Source organism: Nibricoccus aquaticus (assembly GCF_002310495.1).
GTDB lineage: Bacteria > Verrucomicrobiota > Verrucomicrobiia > Opitutales > Opitutaceae > Nibricoccus > Nibricoccus aquaticus.
In genome coordinates, this window is the sequence record NZ_CP023344.1 from 2,928,147 (window position 1) to 2,948,901 (window position 20,755).

The window sequence follows — 20,755 nt, forward strand, 5'->3', positions numbered from 1 at the left end:
GTGTTCTCGGTGGCGAAAATCGAAATGGTCTTTAGGCGGCGAGGAGTTGTTTGGGTTTCAGGGTGATGCCGGATTGGGAAAGTTCGGTGGGCGTTGCGTCGGTGATGAGGCGGGTGACTTCGGGCCAGGGGGCGACGCGGTGGGGCGTGGACTTGGAGAGTTTGGAGGCGTCGAGGCAGAAGAAACTTTCGCGGGCGCGAGCGGAGGCGGCGCGCTGGAGGCGGACGACTTCTTCGTGGGAGTTGAAGATGCCGTCGGTATTCATGGCTTCGCCGCCGAGGAAGGCGGCGTCGAAATCCCAGGCTTTGAGCGCGGTGACGGCGAGGTCGCCAAAGAGCGTGGACTGGCGGTGGAGAAAAATGCCGCCGAGAAGATGGAGAGTGATTCCGGGAGCGCCGCCGAGGACGGAGGCGACGGGGAGGCTGTTGGTGACGACGGTGAGTTGTTGCGCGCGGCGGCGGGCGAGGAGGCGGGCGAGCGCGAGAATGGTCGTGCCGGCGTCGAGGAAGAGGGTGCCGCTGGTGGGAACGCGTTCGAAGGCGGCGCGGGCGATGAGGGCTTTGGCGGAGCGGGCGCGTTTGGCGCGTTCGCCGAGGGAGGCGAAGGCGGTGTTGTAGTCGGCGAGGGCGCCGCCGTAGGTGCGGGTGATGTGGCCGGATTCCTCGATGGCGGCGAGGTCGCGGCGGGCGGTGGCCTCGGAGATTTTCAGGGCGCGGCAGATGTCGGACACCGGGATGAAGCCGTCTTGCCGGATGAGCGTCCGGAGACGTTCGCGGCGGGCTTCGACGATGTGGAGAGGGACACGCATGAAGGTGGCTTAATACGAAGGAAAGAGGGCGGAGCGTTTGATGGCTTATGATTGGGGTCAATCATATATATGGGCCGGGCATGAGCTGGTGAGTCGAGGTGTTGGCGAACGCGGTTAGTTCTAACGCGGGCAGAGGTCAGCTTAGGAGGGGCAAACCACTCATGGTTTCAGCCCAAGGCCGAAACTTGGAAGTGTGTCTTCGGCTGATCGCCTACGACTACCGGGCGGAGGAGCGCGCTAATCGCGCGTCGGGGTGGACGACCAGGTGGGGCCTGAGGGCTTACTGATCTGAAAGCAATGAGGGGCAGACGCCGAGAGGAAGATCGCGAATGTTTGGTAAGCGTCAGGGGGAACTTCCGATATGTATATTTCGTTCCTGAATGCCTTCGACGTTTTCGTACCGGGAGGGTTTGCCGGTGATTTTGGTGATGGTGACGTTTTCGATCACGATATCTTTCACGGGCAGTTGTGGATCGCCGAGGATGCGGAAGGGGGTGTCGGTTTCGTCGACGGTGACGTTGCGGAAGTGGATGCCGCGGATGGGCGTGAGGCGTTCTTCGTAGGTGGGCACAAGGTTGCGCCATTGGTAGAGGACGTCGGTCTCGATGCCGAAGACGCCGATCTTCGTGCTGCGGGCGGTGATGTTTTCGACGTGGATGTTTTCCACGAAGCCGCCGCGGCGGCGGTTGGTTTTGATGAAGAGGATGTGCTGGGGTTTGTCGTCGGGTGAATTTTCGAAGCGGCAGTCGTGGATGTAGACATTGCGGATGCCGCCGGAGAGTTCGCTGCCGATGGCGACAAGTTGGTGGCCGCGTTTCATGACGCAGCGGCGCATGACAATGTTTTCGGAGGACGTGGCGAGGCGCCAGCCGTCGCGGTTGCTGCCGGACTTGATGGCGATGGCGTCGTCGCCTTGGTCGAACACGCAGTCCTCGACGAGGAGGTTGCGCGTCATTTCAGGGTCGATGCCGTCGTTGTTGTGGCCGTGAGCGGAGACATCAATGCGGCGGACGATGGCGCCGTCGCAGAGGAGAAGATGGACGACCCAGAACGGGCTGTTGCGGATTTTGATGTCTTCTATGAGGACGCGGCGGCAGCGGTTGAATTGGATGAACTGAGGACGGAGATTGTTTTCGCCGACAGCCATCTGGCGTTCGGCGACGGGGACGTCTTTCGACATCATCTCATAGAGCTGCTTGAGCGCGGCCATGTGCGCGGGCGGGCGTTTGAACCATTCGCGCCAAGTATCGAGACGGGCGAGGAGCGTGCCCTTGCCAGTGATGGCGATGTTGTCGCAGTCGAAGGCGTAGATCAGCGGCGAGTAGTTGAAGCACTCCATGCCTTCCCAGCTAGATTGTACGGCGGGGAGATAGTCTTTTGGATCGGCGCTGAATTCGAGGACGGCGCCGTCGGCGAGGTGGAGGTTGACGTTGCTGCGGAGATGGATCGCGCCGGTGAGCCAGCGGCCGGGCGGGACGATGACACGGCCGCCGCCGGCCTCGGCGCAGGCTTGGATGGCGCGGCGGAAGGCGTTGGTGGTGGCGGTGAGGGCGGACAGCTCGGAGGTTGAGTCGGATTGGCCGGACTCGGGGTTAGCGGGGATTTGTTTTGCGCCGAAATCGGTGATGGGGAAATCGCGGGCGGGGAAGGTGGCCACGGGTATGGGTGGCATGGGGAAGGGCGCTTGAACGGAGAGCGTTTCGCTGCCGCCGAATGAGCGGGCGACGGTGAGAACGCAAAGCGCGAAAAAGTGAAAACCTGGATAAAAGCGCATGAGGATTTCGTGCGTGTTTTCGATAGGGCGAGCGAGACGGCGATTTGTGGACATTGGTTTACCGTTTGAATTCGCGAGGCCCTGAAGATGCGTTTTTAGCCGGTGCTTCGCTAGGTCATTCGTTGATTCGATCCGTCTGTTTGCATGGAGCGCGGAATCCTATTCTCTGCTGCCCGTGCCTCTCGCGATCACTGCATGAAGAAGACTTTTTTTATCACGCTCGCCTGTCTTGTAGCGTTTGTTTTTGCAGTGACGATTTGGACGCAGCGCCGGTCGATCGAGAAAAACTATTACGGCTGGAGGGTCAGCCGGCTCCGGGCGGAAGTGCTTGCTCAGGAGAAGCAGCAGATCCGAAACGTCCCGGCTCATCAGATCTACACGGAGCTTGAGTGGGTTTACGGAAAGACGCGCGACTATCCCCGAGTTCGGGAGCGAATCCGTGCGCTAAAAGCCGCGCTCGCCGACCCTCGTAATAACGACCAGCTAGATGAGGAGTCACCCGAAGATGGAAGTTGGGGAAAGTGGCACACGGAGTGGATGTTCAAGTTGATCGTCAGCTACGATCATATGGCCGGACCGGCGCGATTCATTGCCCCTAGCAAATACCCGCCGCGGTTTCTCGATCGTATCAATTCCCCGGAGAAACTCACTGCGCATCTTAACCGTCTGCTTACCTCAGAATATGGCGGACGGGACAACCGTTGGGAGCTGAATGAAACGATCGGTCATCTGCTCCGGCTCGTCCTGCGCGAGCCCCCGGCTGGCTACTCCTATCATCCCGAACTCAAGGAGACATTGCTGGACTGGATCATGAATACTGCCCGCGATCCGGAGACGGGTTACTGGGGTGAGCATTACGTACGAAAGGGTCGGGTTACCAAAACCAAGGACATCAGCATCACGTTTCACATTGTCAGCTATCTCAACGGTGAGGTGCCCGACTGGCCGAAAATCATCGATACCACGCTCGCGATCAAAGGCGTGAGGTATGGCTGGGAAACGTCGAATCACGATCACACGGATGCGGTGGAGCTCTTTCGTCTCGGTTGGAAGCACGCGAGCCCGGCGCAACAGGCGGCGATGCGCACAGAAATCCAGACCATGCTCGATTGGTGCCTGCGCGAGTCGTTGCGACCGGATGGATCGTTTACGGTCGATCAGTCGTCGATCGAAGCCAGTCAGTATTTCGGCGTCTCGTTTCTTGCCCGCATTGGCTATTTCGATCCGGCCCGACGTTTTTGGACGGATCAGGAGTTTCCCAACGCGGATCGAGACCGGGAGCGCATCATCGACTTTATCCGATCACACTATGTCTCCGCGGGTGTCGGAGGGAGTATGTATCGCGTTTCGCTGACGCAGCTCGGCGCTCACGATCTGCGGCGGGAGCTGGAAGCTGCGGCAAAAGCGGATTTTTGATCTGGAGGCTGAGGCTGATTGAGCGTGGCCCGGCTGTCAGAGCTTCAGCATTTTCCGGCGGTAGTGTTCGTCGGGGCGGCCGGCGATGCGGGCTACTTGGGCGGGGGTGAGGAATTGCGGGGATTTTCCGCCGCTGGCGGCGGTAGCGCCTAAGAAGATACGGGCGGCTTTGTCGGCCATGAGGGTGGCGGCGAGGACTCCGTTGGGGCTGGCGCCGAGGGCGATGAGGCCGTGGTTTTCGAGGAGGATGATGCGCGGGGGCTGGCCGGTGCGTTTGACGAAGGCGAGGGTTTCGCGGCGGATGGTTTGCGCGAGTTTCAGGCCGGGGTCGGTGTAGGGGACGAAGACGGAGGCTTCGCCGCAGCAGACGATTTCGTCGGGGAAGAGGCGGCGGGTGGCGAAGGTTTTTCCCCACTTCGAGCAGAGGAGGCTGTTGACGGAATTGGGGTGGGTGTGGCCGACGAAATTCACGCCGGGGAGCGTGAGGAGGAAGGCGTGGAAGATGGCTTCGACGGAGGGTTTTTTGGCGGAGGCGTCTTCGCGGGAGGCGAGGAGGGCTTCGTCGATCGCGGCATCGGGCAGGGATTTTTTGTCGAGGAGCGGGAGGAGTTTGTCGAAGCGGCAGGCGGTGACGTTTTCGGGTGCGAGGGTGGCGAGGTTGGAGCCGCTGGCTTTGACGATGAAGGTGGACTCGCTGACGCGGGTGGAGGTGTTGCCTTCGCCGAGGATGGCGAGCGCGCGGTCTTCGCGGCCGAGGTCGTGGGAGAGGGACAACAACGACGGAAGCGCGGATGGATTAGGAGCGGGAGCGACGGGTTTGTTGGGCGAAGGCATGGGGCGATTGACGGTTAGGTTAAGCGCGAAGACGCAACGACGCTAAGTTTTCGGAATAGTTTTTAACCACAGAGACACAGAGGGCACAGAGATCTGAAGGGTTGGGCTCCGTGTGCTCTGTGCCTCTGTGGTTTCATGGATTGGAAGTCAGCTTTGCGGCTTCGCGTTCTTAGAAGGCGGTGCCGTTGGCTTTGGTACCGCAGAGGGAGACTTCGAGGCCGAGTTCGGCGGCGAGGGCGGCTTTGGCGTAGAGGGCGAGGTCGGCTTCCTTCGCGCTGTTGGCGTAGGCGACTTGGATGTGGTTGGCCTGGTGGCGGGCCATCATTTGGTCACGGCTAACTCCGTAGGTGACGGCGTGCATGATCGGCCATTGGACCGTGGTTTCTTTCCAGCGGCGCTCGGTTTCCTCCTTCGGGAGCTCGATGACTTTGGCGCGGCCGAGGTCCATCTTGAGTTTGCCGTTGGCGACCCAGACGCGGCTCCAGACGATTTCGCCGGGCCTGGCGACGCCGCGGAGGGTGCCGCCGCCGAGGCGGAAATACATGCCGGGCTGGCGCATCGAGTCAGAACCGGCCCAGCCGCCGATGTGGTGGGCGGCGGGAGCGGAGCCGGAGATGAGGAAGACCCAGACGTATTCATCGGTCGTGCCGGAGGCGTCGGGGGAACCCCAGCGGAGATCGTGGAGCGTGTTTTCGACGGGCTGGCCGAGGGCGGTGTGCACCCGGTTGGTGAATACGCCGTCGAGGCCGGCGCATTCGTCGACCTCGTTGAAGTGGGTGATGGCCTGGCCGGGGCGGATGACTTTGCCGGCGGCGTTTTTGACGGGAGGGCGGTCGCTGTTGTTGAGCGTGCCTTCGACGAGGTCGGAGGCGGGGAGGAGATCTTTGAGGCCCTGCTGGTATTGGATGCCGATGGACTCGCAGCCGAATTCGTCGGCGATGCGGACGGCGGCGATGTAGGTTTTGCACTGAAGGAGAACTTGGCGCTCGGTGAGTTCAGTCTCTTCGTTGGTGCCGAAGTGGAAGGTGAAGCCCTTCTTTTTGTACCAGTTGAAGACCTCCTGGGCCTCGGCGTCGGTGACCTGGGTGGCGGCGTAGTAGAGGGCGGATTGGGAGAGGCGCTCTTTGTAGACGCCGGTCTGGAAGAGGAGTTCGTCGGGGATGATGGCGTTGTACATGCCCATGCAGCCCTCGTCGAAGACGCCCATGATGGATTTGTTTTTGCGGAGGTCGGCGGCGATTTTTTTGGCGACGGCTTTGGCCTTCGGCGGGACGGTGGTCTTGGCGAGGGGGCGGACGTGGGCGGTCTTGTGTTTGACGACGCCGGTTTTCAGCCAGGCGGAGAGGCCGTCGAGGAAGAAGGCGTCGTCGAAGTTTTCGCTCCAGAGGGTGGAGTATTTGACGCCGGCTTTGGTGAGGCCGCCGTTGAGGTTCAGCATACCGACGAGGCCGGGCCAGGTGCCGGACCAGTTGGCGACGGTGAGGATCGGGCCGCGGTGCGAGATGAGGCCGGCGAGGACGTGGTGGGAATATTGCCAGACGGCTTCGGCGACGATGATCGGAGTCTCGGGATCAAGATTGGCGAAGATCTCCATGCCTTCCTTTTGAGAGGAGATGAAGCCGTGTTTGACGGCGGGTTTGTAGGGGTGGGCGCGGGTGAGTTTGTAGCCGAAGGAGGCGATGACCTTGGTCAGCGTTTTTTCCATCGCGGCCTGGGCGGGCCAGCAGGTTTCGTTGGCGGACTGGCGGAGGTCGCCGCTGGCAACGAGGAGGATGGTTTTGGCTTTGGAGGATTTTTTCATGGGAAAGGGGGGGAGTTGAGGGATTAGAGCTGAGAGTTGAGAGAACAGACGGGGAGGGACGGAATTTTGGACAGGATTAAGAGGATTAACAGGATTGGGGATGAAGCGGGCTGGAAATTCTTGGTGGGGGTTTGGAGATCGGAGGAATGTGAATCTAGCAGGAGAGGAGGCGGGTGAGAATGGAGAATAACGGCAGCGGAATGGATATTGTTGGCTGTGTTGGAGCTTGGCGGTGAAAGGGGATTGAGGTGAGGTGGGGTAGCGTGAAAGAAAAAATCCAAAGTGGGAAAAGTTCGGTGAAGAAGCCGGCCAGCGGCCGACGCTCCCAACAGGTGGTGGGGCCGGGGTTGTTGTCGGGGCAGGTGTCGGGGTCGCGGTATTTTTTCCTGAATTTATCGGGAGGCAAACAGGGCGGCGGGCTGGCGTTTGGGGGGCGGGAGCAGTGCAACCCGGATTACCGGATCGACCGGGCGTCGTTTGCGTATGCGCTCGTTGAGTTTGTCGCGGAGGGGGCGGGGTGGGTGCGGATTGGCGGTGGAAAGAAAACGGAGATCGGGCCGGGGAGTGTGGTGGTGTGCCGGGGGACGACGGCGTTGGAGATGGCGGCGGCAGCGGAGCGGCCGATGGTGAAGTATTTTTTGTGTCTGGCGGGAGAGGCGGAGGTGAAGCGACTGGCGAAGGCGGGGCTGGGGGCGGACCGGGTGACGGCGCTGAGCGCGCATGGTGAAGTACGGAGTGTGCTCGATGATCTGGTGCGCGAAGGGCAGCGGCCGGGGAGACGGGCGGCGGAGATTTGCGGGGTGTTGTTTGAGTTGTTGTTGCTGAAGCTGAGCGAGGTGGCGCCGCGGGCGGGGGATGCGGCGGAAGGGGAGACGGCGCGGGAGAATTTTTTGCGGTGTAAGGCGCTCTTCGACGAGCAGGCGGAGCGGTTGATGACGCTGGAGCAGGCGGCAGTGGAGGCGCAGCTGGATGTGTCTAGTGTTTGCCGGTTATTCAGGCGGTTTCAGGGGATCAGTCCGTATCAGTATCTGTTGCGGCGGAAGATGAATCTGGCGGCGGAGTTTTTGGTGGATGGGCGGGGGCTCGTCAAAGAGGCGGCGCAGCGGGTGGGGTTTGCGGACCCGTATCATTTTTCCCGATGCTTCAAGGCGGTGCATGGGGTGGCGCCGAGCGGGTTGCAGCGGCGGGGATGATTTAAGGCATGGGTCACAGAGGGCACGGAGCTGTGACACAGGGGCGGCGGGAGGGCAGAAGCGACGTTGAAGAGGGTTGGGAGGCGGCGTGGGAGTTGTGCCGGGTTAGGCGGCGAAAGCGCGGTTGGGGGCACCGCGCCTCCATCGGAAGAGGTGGAATGGAGCTTTTGGGTGGAGGTGGGGTCTGATCAGGTGCTTTAATTTTTCCCCATGAAAAACAAACTGCTGGTTGGGTTGTTGGTGTTTATCTCCGCCGTTGCCGGCGTTTTTGCTCAGGGTCGCTCGGTTCAGCCGATCGAACAAACGGTGAACGTGGAGTCGGAGAACCGGTTGCTGGCGCGCTCGTATGTGCAGGCGTTTGGGGTGCTGGTACGGCCTCCGTTTACGCTGACGATGCAGAAGGAGAATGTCGGTTATGTGCTGGAGGATGTGCGCGGGGTAAAGGAGGCGGGCGGGTTGTTGATCGTGGAGGTGGGGCGGGGGTTTAACTACATCGTGAATCCGAAGGATATTGTGGCGATTTCGGATGGGCCGGCGGTGAAGGCGGATCGGTGAGGCCACGCCGCGCGTGCGGCGTGGAAATCGCAAACGCCAAAGGGGCAAAGACCAAAAGCGGAAGCCGAGATCCAAGGAAAGAGCCAAGGGGGCGGTGTATCGTGCGGATGCCACGCTTCAGGAGCGCGGCTACGACGGAAGGCGGCGAGCGGCCGGTGCGGGGTGAGGGCACCCCGCTTACAGGGAGGGGGCGCGGCGGAAGTTGGGTGAAACTTTTGAGACGTGAAGGCGTCACTCGATTGTGCCGCCCGCGCACTGGACAAAGGGCGCGGCGGGGCGTTTACCTTCTTATCTACCATGACCCCTCTTCTTAGCGCTTCTCTTCGTCGCGGTGTGCGTCAGTCGCGTGCTGCATTTACCCTGCTCGAAATTCTCGTCGTGCTGGCGATCCTCGGTCTGCTGGCGACACTGGCGATCACAAATCTCGATACCGTGATGGGAACGGCGAATGACAAGACGGCCGATCTTTTCGTGAAGAATACGCTGAAGGTGCCGCTGAAAACGTACAGCATGACGATGGGTTCTTATCCATCGACGGCCGAGGGGTTGCAGGCGTTGATCACGGCTCCGGCTAACAAGTCGGGGCAGTGGAAGGGACCGTATCTCGAAGTGGACAGCGCCGCTTTACTCGATCCGTGGAAGGAGCCGTATCAGTACCGCTATCCCGGCGTGAAAAACAAAAACAGCTACGACCTTTGGTCGAAGGGGCAGGACAAGGTGGATGGCACGGCGGACGACATCGGCAACTGGGCCAGTGCAGCGGAGACCGCGAAGTAAGGCGGTTTCCGGGGGCACGACTCCCCGTCTCATGAACGCAGCGATCACCGTTTTTCGCCGGAGCCGGGCGGGTTTCACGTTGTTGGAAATCCTGCTGGTGCTGGCGTTGCTGGGCTTGCTGGCGGGGGTATTCATCTCGGCGGCGGGAGGGCTCACGGGCGGCAAGGCGGCGGTGGCGGAGGATGTTTTCTGGCAGGCGGTGACAGAGGGGCGTAAGCAGGCGCTGCTCGCGGGGCGCGAAGTGCGGATGCTTTTTGTCGCGGCGACAAAGGATGAGCCGGCGGCGCTAGTGCTGAACCGGGACGGCGTGGAGCAGCGGATGCCGTTTGAGGCGAAGGACGATGTGAAGCTGGATTTTCTCTCCACGCAGAAGACGCGCTCGACGATTCTGGTGGCGGGAGAATTGGTGGAGACGCAGACGCTGCCGTATGTGACTTTTTATGGTGACGGGACGTGTTCGCCGTTTCGCGTGCAGCTGCGTAATGGGGGCATCAATCCGCGCACGCATGCGATCGATCCGTGGACGTGCGCGCAGGTGCTGCCTTCGGCGGAGGATCGGCGATGACGCAGGGACGGGACTTTTTTTCCGTGAAGCGGCGGCGCGGTTTCTCGTTGATCGAGGTACTGGTGGCGCTGGCGATTTTCGTGATGATGGCGATCGCGCTGGGGGCGACGTATATCAACATCTTGAACGCGTACGAAATCGCGGGGCGGGCGGTGACGCGTGACGAGGATGTGCGTTTCGCGCGGGCGGCGTTGCTGGCGGAGGCGGATCTGACGGTGGTGGAGCGGGGCGCGGAGTTCGATGGTGGCAACGGGCGGCGCGTGAGCTGGAAAGCGGCGGTGGAGCCGACGACGACAGCGGATCTTTTCAAGGTGACGTTTCAGTGCGAGCTGACCGGGCCGGATCTGCCGAAGCCGGAGATGCGCGAGGAGACGTTCCGGGTATTGCGGCCGACGTGGTCGCAGCCGGCGGATCGCGACAAGCTGCGTGCGGATGCGAAAATGCGCATCGAGAAAATCCAGCAAGGACTGGCGAACAAGCGGTGATGAAGGCGGGCGAAGATAATTTTACGGTGAATGCAAGACCGCTCGCTGCGCGCTCGCGGCTACGGGGCGGGCGCTCGTCGCTACGCGGGAGTTTGCGGCGGGGGTTCACGTTGCTGGAGGTGCTGGTGGCGATCGGGATCGTGGCACTGGTGCTGGTTTCGATGAACACGTTTGTGTTTTCGATGGGCGAGTTGTGGGGGAAGAACACGGACCTGCGGTTGTTTGAACTGCATGTGCGCAATGTGACGCGTTTCCTGGAGCGCGAGCTGGGCTCGGCGGCGCTGCCGCCTTTCGCGAGCGTGACGGAGCAGGGGATTTCGGTGCAGGAAATCCGCGCGCAGACGGGGATGACGGATAATTATCTCACCTTCGAGCTGCCTGAAGGCAGTCGGATCCTGAACTGGCCGGAGCGGGCGCTGCCGGATGTGATGTGCGCGCTTGCCGTGCGCGATCGCGAAGGGCTGGTGCTGCTGTGGCATTCGCGGTTGGAGAAGAAATTCGCCGACGATCCGCCGCGCGAGACGGTGATCACGCCGTTGGTGACGGAGATGAGTTACGATTACTACGATACGGATTTCAAAAACTGGAAAAACGAGCGGGCGCTGCGCAAAAACCCGGCGGGCGAAGTCGTGGTGCCGCAGCGACTCCGGCTGAAGTTTATCTACGGCGGTCGCACGATAGAATCGTTGATCGGGTTGCCCGCGGTCGGGCAGGGGATGCCGATGTTGTGATGAAGAACGCGAACGCCATTTTTAAGGAGAAGACCGGCGGGGCGGTCGGTCGGCAATCGACGTCATGCGCGGTGAGGGCAGCGCGCCTCCATCGGACAAAAGGCTCGGTGCTGATCATCGTGCTGGTGACGATGTTGTTCGCGGTGGCGGCGCTGACGTTGTTTTTGGAGAAGGCCAGCACGGATCTGATCGCGGAGACGCGGGTGATGACGGATGCGCGGTTGCGGACTGAGGCGTACTCGGCGCTGGAGACGACGGTGGGCGTGCTGGAGGATTTTCGGTCGGTGCTGGGGAATTTGCGGAGTCCATCGGAGGGTTGGGGCGAGCCGTTGGAGTTTGCGGGGTACGAGCCGGGGGAGGGGCGGGAAGTGGCGGTGAGTTTTGACGATGAGAGCGGGAAGCTCTCGCTGCCGCGGGTGGATGCGCCGACGTTGACGCTGATTTTCAAGTCGTGGGACATGCCGGTGCCGGACGCGGAGAAGCTGACGGATGCGTTGCTGGGCTGGATGAAGAAAGACCACACGGCAGCGTCGATCGCGGCACCGCGGGCTGAGGATTACGACAAGGGGGATCTGCCGTACCAGCCGCCAGGGCGGTCGTTGCGGTCGTTCTCGGAGCTGGCGGCCATCGAGTATGCTCGGGAGGTTTTCTACGATGAGAAGGGGCTGCCGAATGATCTGTGGCGGCGGTTCACGACGACGTTTTCGCTCTATAATTTCAATCGTCCGAATATCAACGGGGCGTCGCCGGAGCTGATTGCCTCGCTCGGGGCGGATGACCCGCAGCAGCAGCAACGGCTCAATGAGTATCGCACGGGTTCGGGGATGTATCAGGCGAATGGATCGGGTGTGTTCAAGTCGTCGAACGACATCGCGGGCGTGCTCGGGGCGAAGTCGGAAGCGGCGGGGCGGGTGGGGACGGAGATCCACGCATTGCGGGTGATCGTGACGGTGCGCGAAGGGTTGAACACGTACCGGCTGGCGGTGTTGCTGGCGCCATCGGGCGGGGCGAAGGCGCCGGAGGCGGGAGCGTTGAACAAGGCGACGGCAGAGGGAAATAATGGCGCGCAAGGAGGTAACTCCTCGCCGGCGGCTGCGTCTGGCCGGAGTACCCCCGCGACGGCTGCGAGCACGGCGCAGGTGAAAAGCCTGAACTACCCATTTACACTCTTGGAAATCCGTGAAAACGGTGCGATTCCCACTGCCGACGTTACGACCTCTTCCCCCTTGTGAGCACGATCACGACCGAACCCGCCCAGCCTCGTTTTTCCCTGACCGCGCCGCCGCCGAAAGTCGTGCTGCTGCCGGATGCGCAATTTTTCACGCGGGTGGTGCCAGTGGCCGAGGCGGTCACGGCGACGGATGTGGCCGCGCAGGTGGAGCTGGCGCTGGAGGCGCTCGCGCCGTTTCCGCTGGCTCAGATGTATCATGGGCATTTCTGGAAGCCGGGCGCGAAGCATGCGCTGGTGTTCGCGGCGTATCGGAAGCGTTTCACGGGCGAGCAAATGGAGGATTGGGCGGACGCGGAAGTGGTGATGCCGGTGTTTGCGACGGTGTTGCCGGCGAAGGTGGGGCGGGCGACGACAATTTTATTGAGCAGTGAAAACAATCTGACGGCGGTGCATTGGGCAGACGCGGAGGATGTGCCGTCAGCGGTGGTGAGCAGGCCGGTTGATCCGGAAGCGGACGAGGTGGCGCGCGCGCGGATTCGCGACGACGTGCTGCGAGCGGTGGGCGAGAGCGTGACGGTGAAAGAGCTGGATGCGTTGCCCGCGCTCGATCCGGAGTCGGACAAGGACGAACTGGTTTTTAATGCGACAGGGGTGGAGACGTCGTTCACGCGCGAGGCGCTCGATGCGCTGGATGTGCGCGACAAGGATGACCTGACGGTGCGGCGCCGGGCGAGGGCGCGGGATCTGTTGCTGTGGCGGATTTTTCTCGGGAGTGCGGCGGCGATCGTGTTCGCGCTGATCCTGGAGGTGGGCGTGGTTGGCGGGAAATTCTGGCAGAGAGGCCGTGTGGCTATCGTGAATGCGCGCGCGGGTGCGGTTGCAGAAATCGAGAAACAGAATGGGCTGGCGACGAGCATCGAGGAGCTTTCAACGAAGCGGTTGCTGCCGTTTGAGATGATCGACCTGGTGAAATCGAAACGGCCGGATTCGGTGGTGTTCACGAGCATCCGGGCCTCGTCCGATTCGATCTACACACTCGATGTGAAGGGACAGGCAAACGTGCCCAACGACATCGTAACGTTTCAAACGGTGCTCAACGGGCTGGAGCAGTGCGAGAGCGCGATCGTCCAGGAGAACGACACGCGCGGGGGTGTTTCTACTTTTAGAATCAAGGTGACGTTCAAACCAGGCGTCGTGCAGGCGGAGGTCGAATCATGAAGGCATTTTTTCTAAGTCGTGCGTTGCGTGAGAAGGTATTGCTGGTGGCGCTGATCGTGGGTGCCGCGGCGATGTGGCTCTCGGGCGCAGGGAAGCGCGCGGGCAAATTCTGGCGCGAGGTGAGCGCGACCTCGCTGGATTTGAAGGAGCAGGAAGTGGTGCTCGGGCAGAAGGATTTGATCGAGGAGCGCGCGCACGCGGCGATCGCGCGGCTCGATCCGTCGCGGACTTACGATCCGGTGCGGTTGCAGTCGGAGATCAACACGATCGCCAATGCGGCGGGGGTCGCGAGCAAGGCGACCATCAGCGGCTCGCCGAGCGACAAGGCCGGGCAATTTTCGGTCCACACGGTGCAGGTGGTGATCCGTAACGCGGACTACGACGCGCTCACGAAGTTTTATACGGAGCTGCAGAAGCGATCGCCTTACATGGGGATCGTTTCATTCGATCTGTTTTCCACGTCGGCGGCGAACGGGCATGTGCTGTCGCAGACGATGAAGATTTCCTCGATGCAGTTTTGAGCGAGGGAGGGTGGCGGGTGATGGTCCGGTCAGACTGAAAGCGATAGAAGCGTACTGATAAGTCTTATAGATCCTATGGGACTTATCGGAGATGGCTGTATCGCTGAGGACGGAGAATGGCGGACAGTCTTTGAGCAGCTCGTTTACTTGAAGGAGGCGCTGAGCTGGAAGACGGCGCTGACGATGGAGAAGGCGAGGAAGCCGACGAAGACGAAGACGCTGAGGAGCACGCCGCTGGAGATCACTTTGGTGAACATGGCGAGCTGGCGGGAGACGATCTTCTGGTAGTTGGCGGAAATTTTTTTGAGGCTGGGCACGATGTTGCCGGTGTTTTCGCCGATCGCGAGCTGGTCGAGGACGAGTGGGGGAAAGCAAGCGGTGCGTTCGAGGGCGCGCGAGAGGCCTTCACCTTCGATGACTCGGTCCACGGCTTCGTCGAAGGCGCGGCGGTGGATGACGTTCTCGATCTGGCGGGCGGTCATCTTGAGTGCCTCGACGGTGGTGATGCCATTTTCGAGGAGGACGGAGAGTGTCTGGCTGATGGCGAGGACGGTCTGGCTGACGAAGAATTTGCCGGCGAGCGGGAGCTTGAGGAGCCAGGCGTCGGTGGTTTCGCGGCCGGCGGGAGTCGCGCGCCAGCGCCAGAAAGTGATGACGCCGAAGACTGCGGCACCGAGGACGAAGATGCCGTACTTGAGGGCGAAGTTGGCCGAGCCGATGAGGAGCTGGGTTGAGAAGGGGAGTTTGCCGCCGAGGGAGGTGAAGAGGCCCTGGAGTTTTGGCAGGAGGAAGAAGAGGAAGAAGAGGACGACACCGCCGGCGACGAAGAGGAGCGTGACCGGGTAGAGCATCGCGTTAACGAGCTCGCGACGACGTTCCTGCTGTTCGCTCAAGTGCGTGATGAGGCGTGAAAGGACATCGTGGAGACTGCCAGTGGCTTCGCCGGCCTGGATGAGATTGATGGTGGCACTGTCGAACACCTCGGGGAAATCGCCGAGGGCGCGGGAGAGGGTGGCACCTTCGCCGAGGCGTTCCCAGAGGCCGGCGCAGAGGGCTTTGAGCTTGGGCTCCTGAAGGCGTTGCGAGAGCAGGCGGAGACCTTCGCCGGCGGAGAGGCCGCTGGAGATGAGATCTTCGAGGGCCTGGAGAAACGGGAGACGCTCGGCGCGGGTGAGTTTTTGCGCGGACTTGGAGCGGGCCGCGGGCTGGTCGGCGCGGGAAGAGGCTGAGGATTTTTTCGCGGCGGGGCGGCTGGTGGAGGATTCGTCGACGCGGATGGGTTGGAGGCCGCGGGCGGAGAGGAGGCGGAGGGCGTCTTTGCGGCTGGAGGCTTCGAGCGTGTCGGCTACGGACTGGCCGGAGCGGTTGCGGGCGGTGTAGGAAAAACGCGGCATCGTTAGGTGATCCGAAGGGGAATGACCAATGACCAGTGACCAATGACCAGTGACGGAAAGGCGGAGTGGGGCGGCGAAGGCCGGGGTGCTTCGGACGTGGCGTGAACAACGCGCACGGAGTGCGCGTTCCACCGGCGGAGAGCATTCATTGTGTCACTGGTCATTGGTCATTCCCGCAGCGGAGCTGTGGCTATTTTTCTGTCACCGTGATGACGCGGAGGACTTCATCGAGGGTGGTGTGGCCGGCCTGGACTTTTTCCCAGCCGGAAACCTGGAGCGGACGCATCCCGTGTTTGCGGGCGGACTGGGTGAGCGTGCGGGTGCTTTCGCGTTTGATGACGAGGTCGTGGAGTTCGTCGTTGGGCTTGAGGATTTCGAAGATGCCGATGCGGCCGCGGTATCCAGTTCCCCGGCACCGGTCGCAGCCGACGGGTTGCTTGAGGGCGTTGATGAGATCGGCTTCGGCGGGGTCGATGCCGAGGACGGCGAGGGTGTCTCGGAGTTTGAGTTTGTTGACGGGCTCGGGGGCGGCGCAGTCGGGACAGAGGCGGCGGACGAGGCGCTGGGCGATGACGAGCTCGATGGCGGAGGTGACGAGGAAGGGCTCGATGCCCATGTCGATCAGACGCGTGAGCGCGCCGGGTGCATCGTTGGTGTGAAGCGTCGAAAAAACCAAGTGACCGGTGAGGGAGGCGCGGATGGCGATCTCGGCGGTGTCTTTGTCGCGGATTTCGCCGACCATGATGACGTCGGGGTCTTGACGGAGGACGTGGCGGAGGGCGCTGGCGAAGGTGAGGCCGATTTCGGAGCGGACCTGCATCTGGTTCACGCCGGGGACTTCGTACTCGATGGGATCTTCGATCGTGATGATGCGGAGATCGGGGGAGTTGATCTTGCGGAGGAAGGCGTTGAGCGAGGTCGATTTGCCGGAGCCGGTGGGGCCGGTGACGAGGATGATGCCGTGCGGGTACTCGAGGATGTGGTTGATCTGCTCCTGCTCGTGCTTGCTCATGCCGAGGCGGTCCATCGTGTAGGCTTCCTTCTTCTGGTTGAGAAGACGGAGGGAGATGGATTCGGCGTAGATGGTGGGGACGGTGGAGACGCGGATGTCGAGGACGGTGGCACCGGCGCGGAAATTGATGCGGCCGTCCTGCGGGAGGCGTTTTTCTGAGATGTTCATCTTCGCCATGATTTTGAGGCGGGAGATGATGGCGTCCTGGAAACGTAGCAAATTATCCGGTACGGGGACGGCGACGAGGAGGCCGTCGACGCGGTAGCGGATCTGGAGGCGGCCTTCTTGCGGTTCGAAATGGATGTCGGTGGCTTCGTCGGCGACGGCCTGGCTGATGACGTCGGTGACGAAGCGGACGACGGCGGCTTCTTCGTCAACGTCGTCGGCCTGCTGGGCGGCTTCGGGGGCGACGTAGCCGTCGTCGGAGTCTTCGAGAGAGCCGGAGCCGACGCCGAAGTGCTGGAGGATGAGCTGGTGGATTTTCTCGGCGACGCCGAGGTGCCAGACGACGGGGCGCGGGGTGAAGGTGCGGATCCAGTCCACCATGATCGCGTCGGGCGGCCAGGCGGTGGCGAGGTGGAGAGGATCTGAAGCGGAAGGTTGAGAGTTGAGGGTTGAGGGTTGAGGGCCGGAAGCGTCGGAGGCGGGTTTGCCGTGGACGATGGGAACGAGCTGGTAGTCGTGGACGAGGCGGGCGGGGAGGAGGCTGAGTGAGGGGCCGTCGGCTTCGAGGTTGTGGGCGGTGTCGAGGCCGGCGGCGGCGGCCACGGCGTTGAGTGTATCCGGTTCGGAGAGACTCAGGGCGGCGGCGAGGAGTTTGACGCGCTGGCCGCGGGAGGCTTCGAGGATGGGCTGGCGTTGCTCGTCGGAGAGGCGCGAGGCGAGCGAGGCCGGGAGGGTGGAATCGGGCGAGGTGCCGAGCATGGCGGGTGGGGCGAGGCGCGGCGGTTTACTTCTTGCGGTTCAGGACGGGGCCGTCGGACTTTTTGTCTTCGTTCAGCGTGCCAGCGGGCTGGAGGACTTTTTTCACGGCTTCTTTGTTGGGCATGTTTTCGACCTGTTGCATCGCTTGCGCGTTGTCGGCGTCCGTATTGGTCAGGACGGTAGGGCGGATGAAGAAGACGAGTTCGGTGCGATCCTCACGGCGCGAGCGGCTCCCGAGAAGATCACCGATGAACGGAATCGGGCCGAGACGGCTTGTCGTGCGGCTGTTGGTGCGCTTTTGAATGCCGCCCATGACAAGTATTTCGCCGCTTCTGGCGGTGAAAAAAGACGAGGTTTTCCGTTTATTGATGATGTATTGCTTGTCCTGGCCGACCAATACCTCGCCACCGACGTCGCTGATCTCTTGTTTGATTTCCATTTGGACGGAGCCGTCGTAGCCGATCAGGGGTTTCACCGTGACGGTGGTTCCGATTTCCTGCTGGGTGACGCTGGATTGGGAGGAGAGCCCATTAGAATTTGATCCTGTCGCAGAGGAAGTGATGCTGCTGATAATCGGGCGGGTTTCGCCGAAGAAAATTTCGCCTTCCTTGTTGTGCATGGTGGTGATGCTCGGGACGGAGAAAATGACGCTGTTATTTTTTCGCGGCGTGGTGCTGAGCGAAATGACGGCGGACAGGTCGAACTTGCCGGTGGCACTGGCAAAGCCGGTGGGAGACGTGGAATCGTTGGCGGCAGGTAATCCACCGATGCTCGTTCCTGGACCCGAGGCGATGGCTCCGATGAGTTTGCCGTTTTGAACAGCGAGGCCGAGTGCGCTGATGCCGGAGCTGGCGGCGTCGCTCAGCGTGACTTCGGCGATGACGACTTCGATGCGGACTTGGGGTAGGACGATGTCGATTTTCTCGATCAGCTGTTTGATGAGGCGCATGTCGTCCACGGTGCCGGAGGCGACGATGGCGTTGGAGCGGACGTCGGGCTGGAGGTTGACGAGGGAGCTGAACTCATTGCTGGCGCCGCCGACATCGATCATCGGGCCGGCGGGAGCGGTGACGTTGGGCGCGGGTGGCGTGTCGGGCGTGGTGGGAGCGGCAGGATTGCGGCCGCGGTTGTTGTTTTGAGCGTTGCCGTTGGCCTGGGTGGCGCGGGTCTGGCCGGTGATCAGCGTATTGAGGAGTGTGGATACCTCGGTGGCGTCGGCGTGTTTGAGGGGGATGACCTCGTTGCGGGTGTTGGGGTCGGATTTGACGTCGAGCTTGGCGATGAGTTCGTCGAAGAGGGGGAACTGGCGCGGGTCGCTGAAGAGGATGATCTGGTTGGTGCGGTCGTCGGCGTTGTAGGAGGTGTTCGAGCCGATCTGGGCCTGCATCGGCTGGAGGAAGGTGCGGAGCTTGGTGACGATGTCGGAAGCTTTGGCGCCGTTGGTGAGGGTGTAGAATTTGGCCTGCGTGCCGGAGGCGGTGGGGCCGTCGGTCTTGGCGATGATCTGCTCGATGCGTTGGAGCGTGGAGATCGAGTCGGTGATGAGGACGGCGTTGGACTTTTCGAAGATGACGGGCGGGGAGCCGGAGCCGGGGTTGAGGAGGTTGCTGATCTGGGGGACGAATTCGCCCGCGCGGAGGAATTGGAGGGAGAAGAGCTTGGCGGCGATCTGGCCGCTAGGAGGGAGCGTGAGGGCGGATTCTTCGAGGAGGGCAGGGGCCTCGATGCGGGCGTTGCCGAGGGGGACGATTTTGAGGAATTTCGGACCGAGGGGAACCAGGGCGAGCTGGTTCATGGTGAGGACGGTCTCAATGGCTTGGAGGAATTCGCCGCGGGTGGGGGCGGAGTTGAAGACGATCGGGAGGTCGGGGTTGGGGAGGCCTTGGGCGAGGAGAATGGTGCGGCCGGTGAGTTGCTCGAGGATGCTGGGCAGGAGTTTCAGCGGGAGCTGGGGCGCGTTGACGGGGCCGTCCCAGAGATCGTTGGGATTTCCCAGGACAACGAGGCGGGGCGTGGTGGAGCTGGGAGCCGGGGCGCTCGCAACGGGTGCGTTCGCAGGCGGTGAGGCCGGGCTGGTAGGCTGCGCGTTCAGGGTGAGGGCGGCGCCGGCGAGGCCGGAAAGCAACCACAGGCGGGAGGGACGCGGGGTCATGCGGGTTATTAAAAGTGATCGTGGCGGATCGGGGTATTGGCCCGCCGGGGTGCGAATGAGAGGTGAGGAAAAGGGTGTTGTAAACGGCGATGTGAGCGACGTTCGCGTTAACTGGAGGAGGCTATGACGCCGACGCGCGGTGCAGGTTGCCGGGATTTGTCGCTTGCGGGTGAGAAAGTCGGGCGCAAGCGTGCGTTTTTTCTACGACGATGCCGAATAGCTTTGGAAAGAACTTCACGATCAGCACCTGGGGCGAGAGTCATGGCGCGGGGGTGGGCGTGGTGATCGATGGGTGTCCGCCGAATCTGCCGATCACGGCGGATGAAATCCAAGTGGAGCTGGACCGGCGGCGTCCGGGGCAGAGTGACATCGTGACGCCGCGCAAGGAGGAGGATCGCGTGGAGATTATTTCAGGGATCTTCGAGGGCAAAACCACGGGAACGCCGATCGCGATGCTGGTGAGGAATGCCGATCACCGGTCGAGCGCGTACTCGGAGATGAAGGACAAGTTCCGGCCGTCGCACGCGGATTTCACTTATCAATCGAAGTTCGGCATTCGCGATCATGCGGGTGGCGGGCGGAGCTCGGCGCGCGAGACGATCGGGCGTGTGGCGGCGGGGGCGATCGCGAAGAAGATACTGGCGTCGGCCGGCGTGGAGATCCGGGCATTTGTCACGCGAATACAGGACATCGCGGCGCCGGAGAGTGCGTTGGAGAATTTCCCGGCGGCTGCGGACGTGGAGGCGACGGCGATTCGCTGTCCGCATGGCGAGACGGCGGCGAAGATGATCGAGCGGATCAAGGCGGTGCGCTCGGAAGGCGATTCGGTGGGCGGCGTGATCCGGTGTCGCGTGCGGGGAATCCCGGCGGGATTGGGCGAGCCGGTGTTTGACCGGCTGGAGGCCGATCTGGGGAAGGCGATGCTGTCGCTGCCGGCGACGAAGGGATTTGAGGTGGGGAGCGGTTTTGGCGGGACGCTGCTGAAGGGATCGGAGCACAATGATTTGTTTGAAGTGCGGGACGGCAAGACGCGCACGGTGACGAATCGCTCGGGTGGGATTCAGGGAGGGATTAGCAATGGGGAGGAGATTTTCTTCAACGTGGCGTTCAAGCCGACGGCGACGATTTTGCAGCTGCAGAAGACGGTCGATGTGCAGGGGAACGCGACGGAGTTGATGGGCAAGGGGCGTCACGATGCGTGTGTGTTGCCGCGGGCGGTGCCGATCGTGGAAGCGATGGCGGCGCTGGTGCTGGTCGATCACTGGATGCGGCAGAATGCGCAGAACGGGACGTTTCGGTTTTGAGATGACGTGGGCGGGAGGGGCAGCGCGGGCGGTGGTGAGGGGATTGCGATGGTGAGGTGAAACGCGAAGACGCAACGAGGCGAAGATCGAGCGCGAGGAGGCGGATAGTTCACCGCAGAG

At 62.1% G+C, this 20,755-nt stretch carries 18 protein-coding genes; 11 read left to right on the top strand and 7 right to left on the bottom strand.

What is annotated here, in order from left to right:
• Positions 1 to 31: 31 nt before the first annotated feature.
• Both CMV30_RS11705 and CMV30_RS11710 read right to left on the bottom strand, forming a co-directional pair.
• Positions 32 to 808 carry a DeoR/GlpR family DNA-binding transcription regulator gene (locus CMV30_RS11705; protein ID WP_096056196.1) on the bottom strand — a complete coding sequence of 259 codons (777 nt, stop codon included), beginning with the start codon at positions 806 to 808 and terminating at the stop codon, positions 32 to 34.
• 343 nt (positions 809 to 1,151) lie between these two features.
• On the bottom strand, positions 1,152 to 2,582 hold the full coding sequence (locus CMV30_RS11710; protein ID WP_096057740.1) for a glycoside hydrolase family 28 protein: 1,431 nt from the start codon (positions 2,580 to 2,582) through the stop codon (positions 1,152 to 1,154).
• 195 nt (positions 2,583 to 2,777) lie between these two features.
• On the opposite strand from CMV30_RS11710, the gene CMV30_RS11715 reads away from it, so the two are divergent.
• Positions 2,778 to 3,998: a hypothetical protein gene (locus CMV30_RS11715; protein ID WP_138223263.1), complete on the top strand. Its 1,221-nt coding sequence runs from the start codon at positions 2,778 to 2,780 to the stop codon at positions 3,996 to 3,998.
• A gap of 36 nt (positions 3,999 to 4,034) precedes the next feature.
• Here CMV30_RS11715 and CMV30_RS11720 read toward each other — a convergent pair whose 3' ends face one another.
• Together CMV30_RS11720 and CMV30_RS11725 are read right to left on the bottom strand one after the other, a co-directional pair.
• The gene (locus tag CMV30_RS11720) at positions 4,035 to 4,832 is read right to left on the bottom strand and encodes a class II aldolase/adducin family protein (RefSeq protein ID WP_096056198.1); all 798 of its coding nucleotides are present in this window, start codon (positions 4,830 to 4,832) and stop codon (positions 4,035 to 4,037) included.
• A gap of 169 nt (positions 4,833 to 5,001) precedes the next feature.
• Positions 5,002 to 6,633, bottom strand: coding sequence for a fucose isomerase (locus CMV30_RS11725; protein WP_096056199.1), 1,632 nt, complete (start codon positions 6,631 to 6,633; stop codon positions 5,002 to 5,004).
• A gap of 296 nt (positions 6,634 to 6,929) precedes the next feature.
• Between CMV30_RS11725 and CMV30_RS20760 the strand changes: the two genes are divergently transcribed.
• The 9 genes from CMV30_RS20760 (at position 6,930) to CMV30_RS11770 (ending at position 13,849) form a co-directional block, all read left to right on the top strand.
• The gene (locus tag CMV30_RS20760; protein ID WP_096056200.1) at positions 6,930 to 7,826 is read left to right on the top strand and encodes an AraC family transcriptional regulator; all 897 of its coding nucleotides are present in this window, start codon (positions 6,930 to 6,932) and stop codon (positions 7,824 to 7,826) included.
• A 210-nt stretch (positions 7,827 to 8,036) separates the two neighbouring features.
• Positions 8,037 to 8,381 carry a hypothetical protein gene (locus CMV30_RS11735; RefSeq protein WP_096056201.1) on the top strand — a complete coding sequence of 115 codons (345 nt, stop codon included), beginning with the start codon at positions 8,037 to 8,039 and terminating at the stop codon, positions 8,379 to 8,381.
• Positions 8,382 to 8,678: 297 nt separating this feature from the next.
• A complete protein-coding gene (gene gspG, locus CMV30_RS11740; RefSeq protein ID WP_096057741.1) occupies positions 8,679 to 9,158 on the top strand; it encodes a type II secretion system major pseudopilin GspG in 480 nt (159 codons plus the stop codon).
• 31 nt (positions 9,159 to 9,189) lie between these two features.
• Complete coding sequence (locus CMV30_RS11745) at positions 9,190 to 9,723, top strand: prepilin-type N-terminal cleavage/methylation domain-containing protein (RefSeq protein ID WP_175414846.1); 534 nt, start codon at positions 9,190 to 9,192, stop codon at positions 9,721 to 9,723.
• A 23-nt stretch (positions 9,724 to 9,746) separates the two neighbouring features.
• Positions 9,747 to 10,208, top strand: a complete 462-nt coding sequence (locus tag CMV30_RS11750) for a PulJ/GspJ family protein (protein WP_175414847.1) — start codon at positions 9,747 to 9,749, stop codon at positions 10,206 to 10,208.
• Positions 10,209 to 10,234: 26 nt separating this feature from the next.
• Positions 10,235 to 10,939, top strand: a complete 705-nt coding sequence (locus CMV30_RS11755) for a PulJ/GspJ family protein (RefSeq protein ID WP_175414848.1) — start codon at positions 10,235 to 10,237, stop codon at positions 10,937 to 10,939.
• Positions 10,939 to 12,171: a type II secretion system minor pseudopilin gene (locus CMV30_RS11760; RefSeq protein WP_096056205.1), complete on the top strand. Its 1,233-nt coding sequence runs from the start codon at positions 10,939 to 10,941 to the stop codon at positions 12,169 to 12,171. Before CMV30_RS11755 ends, CMV30_RS11760 begins: the two co-directional genes overlap by 1 nt.
• Positions 12,168 to 13,328 carry a hypothetical protein gene (locus CMV30_RS11765; RefSeq protein WP_096056206.1) on the top strand — a complete coding sequence of 387 codons (1,161 nt, stop codon included), beginning with the start codon at positions 12,168 to 12,170 and terminating at the stop codon, positions 13,326 to 13,328. Before CMV30_RS11760 ends, CMV30_RS11765 begins: the two co-directional genes overlap by 4 nt.
• On the top strand, positions 13,325 to 13,849 hold the full coding sequence (locus tag CMV30_RS11770) for a hypothetical protein (protein ID WP_096056207.1): 525 nt from the start codon (positions 13,325 to 13,327) through the stop codon (positions 13,847 to 13,849). Before CMV30_RS11765 ends, CMV30_RS11770 begins: the two co-directional genes overlap by 4 nt.
• Positions 13,850 to 13,992: 143 nt before the next feature.
• Here the strand turns inward: CMV30_RS11770 and CMV30_RS11775 are convergent, their stop codons facing one another.
• The 3 genes from CMV30_RS11775 to CMV30_RS11785 form a co-directional block, all read right to left on the bottom strand.
• Positions 13,993 to 15,243 (bottom strand): type II secretion system F family protein, encoded by a 1,251-nt coding sequence (locus tag CMV30_RS11775; protein WP_096056208.1) that lies wholly within the window; start codon positions 15,241 to 15,243, stop codon positions 13,993 to 13,995.
• Positions 15,244 to 15,433: 190 nt separating this feature from the next.
• Positions 15,434 to 17,179, bottom strand: coding sequence for a GspE/PulE family protein (locus tag CMV30_RS11780; RefSeq protein WP_096056209.1), 1,746 nt, complete (start codon positions 17,177 to 17,179; stop codon positions 15,434 to 15,436).
• A gap of 25 nt (positions 17,180 to 17,204) precedes the next feature.
• A complete protein-coding gene (locus CMV30_RS11785; RefSeq protein WP_096056210.1) occupies positions 17,205 to 19,331 on the bottom strand; it encodes a secretin N-terminal domain-containing protein in 2,127 nt (708 codons plus the stop codon).
• Positions 19,332 to 19,540: 209 nt separating this feature from the next.
• Here CMV30_RS11785 and aroC point away from each other — a divergent pair, with 209 nt between their 5' ends.
• Positions 19,541 to 20,635, top strand: a complete 1,095-nt coding sequence (aroC, locus tag CMV30_RS11790) for a chorismate synthase (RefSeq protein WP_096056211.1) — start codon at positions 19,541 to 19,543, stop codon at positions 20,633 to 20,635.
• The last annotated feature ends 120 nt before the right edge of the window (positions 20,636 to 20,755 follow it).

Coding starts and splice junctions, on each gene's coding strand:
- CMV30_RS11745 (WP_175414846.1), top strand. CDS start 9,190: ATGAACGCAGCGATCACCGTTTTTCGCCGGAGCCGGGCGGGTTTCACG.
- aroC (WP_096056211.1), top strand. CDS start 19,541: ATGCCGAATAGCTTTGGAAAGAACTTCACGATCAGCACCTGGGGCGAG.
- gspG (WP_096057741.1), top strand. CDS start 8,679: ATGACCCCTCTTCTTAGCGCTTCTCTTCGTCGCGGTGTGCGTCAGTCG.
- CMV30_RS11780 (WP_096056209.1), bottom strand. CDS start 17,179: ATGCTCGGCACCTCGCCCGATTCCACCCTCCCGGCCTCGCTCGCCTCG.
- CMV30_RS11705 (WP_096056196.1), bottom strand. CDS start 808: ATGCGTGTCCCTCTCCACATCGTCGAAGCCCGCCGCGAACGTCTCCGG.
- CMV30_RS11735 (WP_096056201.1), top strand. CDS start 8,037: ATGAAAAACAAACTGCTGGTTGGGTTGTTGGTGTTTATCTCCGCCGTT.
- CMV30_RS11720 (WP_096056198.1), bottom strand. CDS start 4,832: ATGCCTTCGCCCAACAAACCCGTCGCTCCCGCTCCTAATCCATCCGCG.
- CMV30_RS11760 (WP_096056205.1), top strand. CDS start 10,939: ATGAAGAACGCGAACGCCATTTTTAAGGAGAAGACCGGCGGGGCGGTC.
- CMV30_RS11710 (WP_096057740.1), bottom strand. CDS start 2,582: ATGCGCTTTTATCCAGGTTTTCACTTTTTCGCGCTTTGCGTTCTCACC.
- CMV30_RS11775 (WP_096056208.1), bottom strand. CDS start 15,243: ATGCCGCGTTTTTCCTACACCGCCCGCAACCGCTCCGGCCAGTCCGTA.
- CMV30_RS11715 (WP_138223263.1), top strand. CDS start 2,778: ATGAAGAAGACTTTTTTTATCACGCTCGCCTGTCTTGTAGCGTTTGTT.
- CMV30_RS11725 (WP_096056199.1), bottom strand. CDS start 6,633: ATGAAAAAATCCTCCAAAGCCAAAACCATCCTCCTCGTTGCCAGCGGC.
- CMV30_RS11770 (WP_096056207.1), top strand. CDS start 13,325: ATGAAGGCATTTTTTCTAAGTCGTGCGTTGCGTGAGAAGGTATTGCTG.
- CMV30_RS11785 (WP_096056210.1), bottom strand. CDS start 19,331: ATGACCCCGCGTCCCTCCCGCCTGTGGTTGCTTTCCGGCCTCGCCGGC.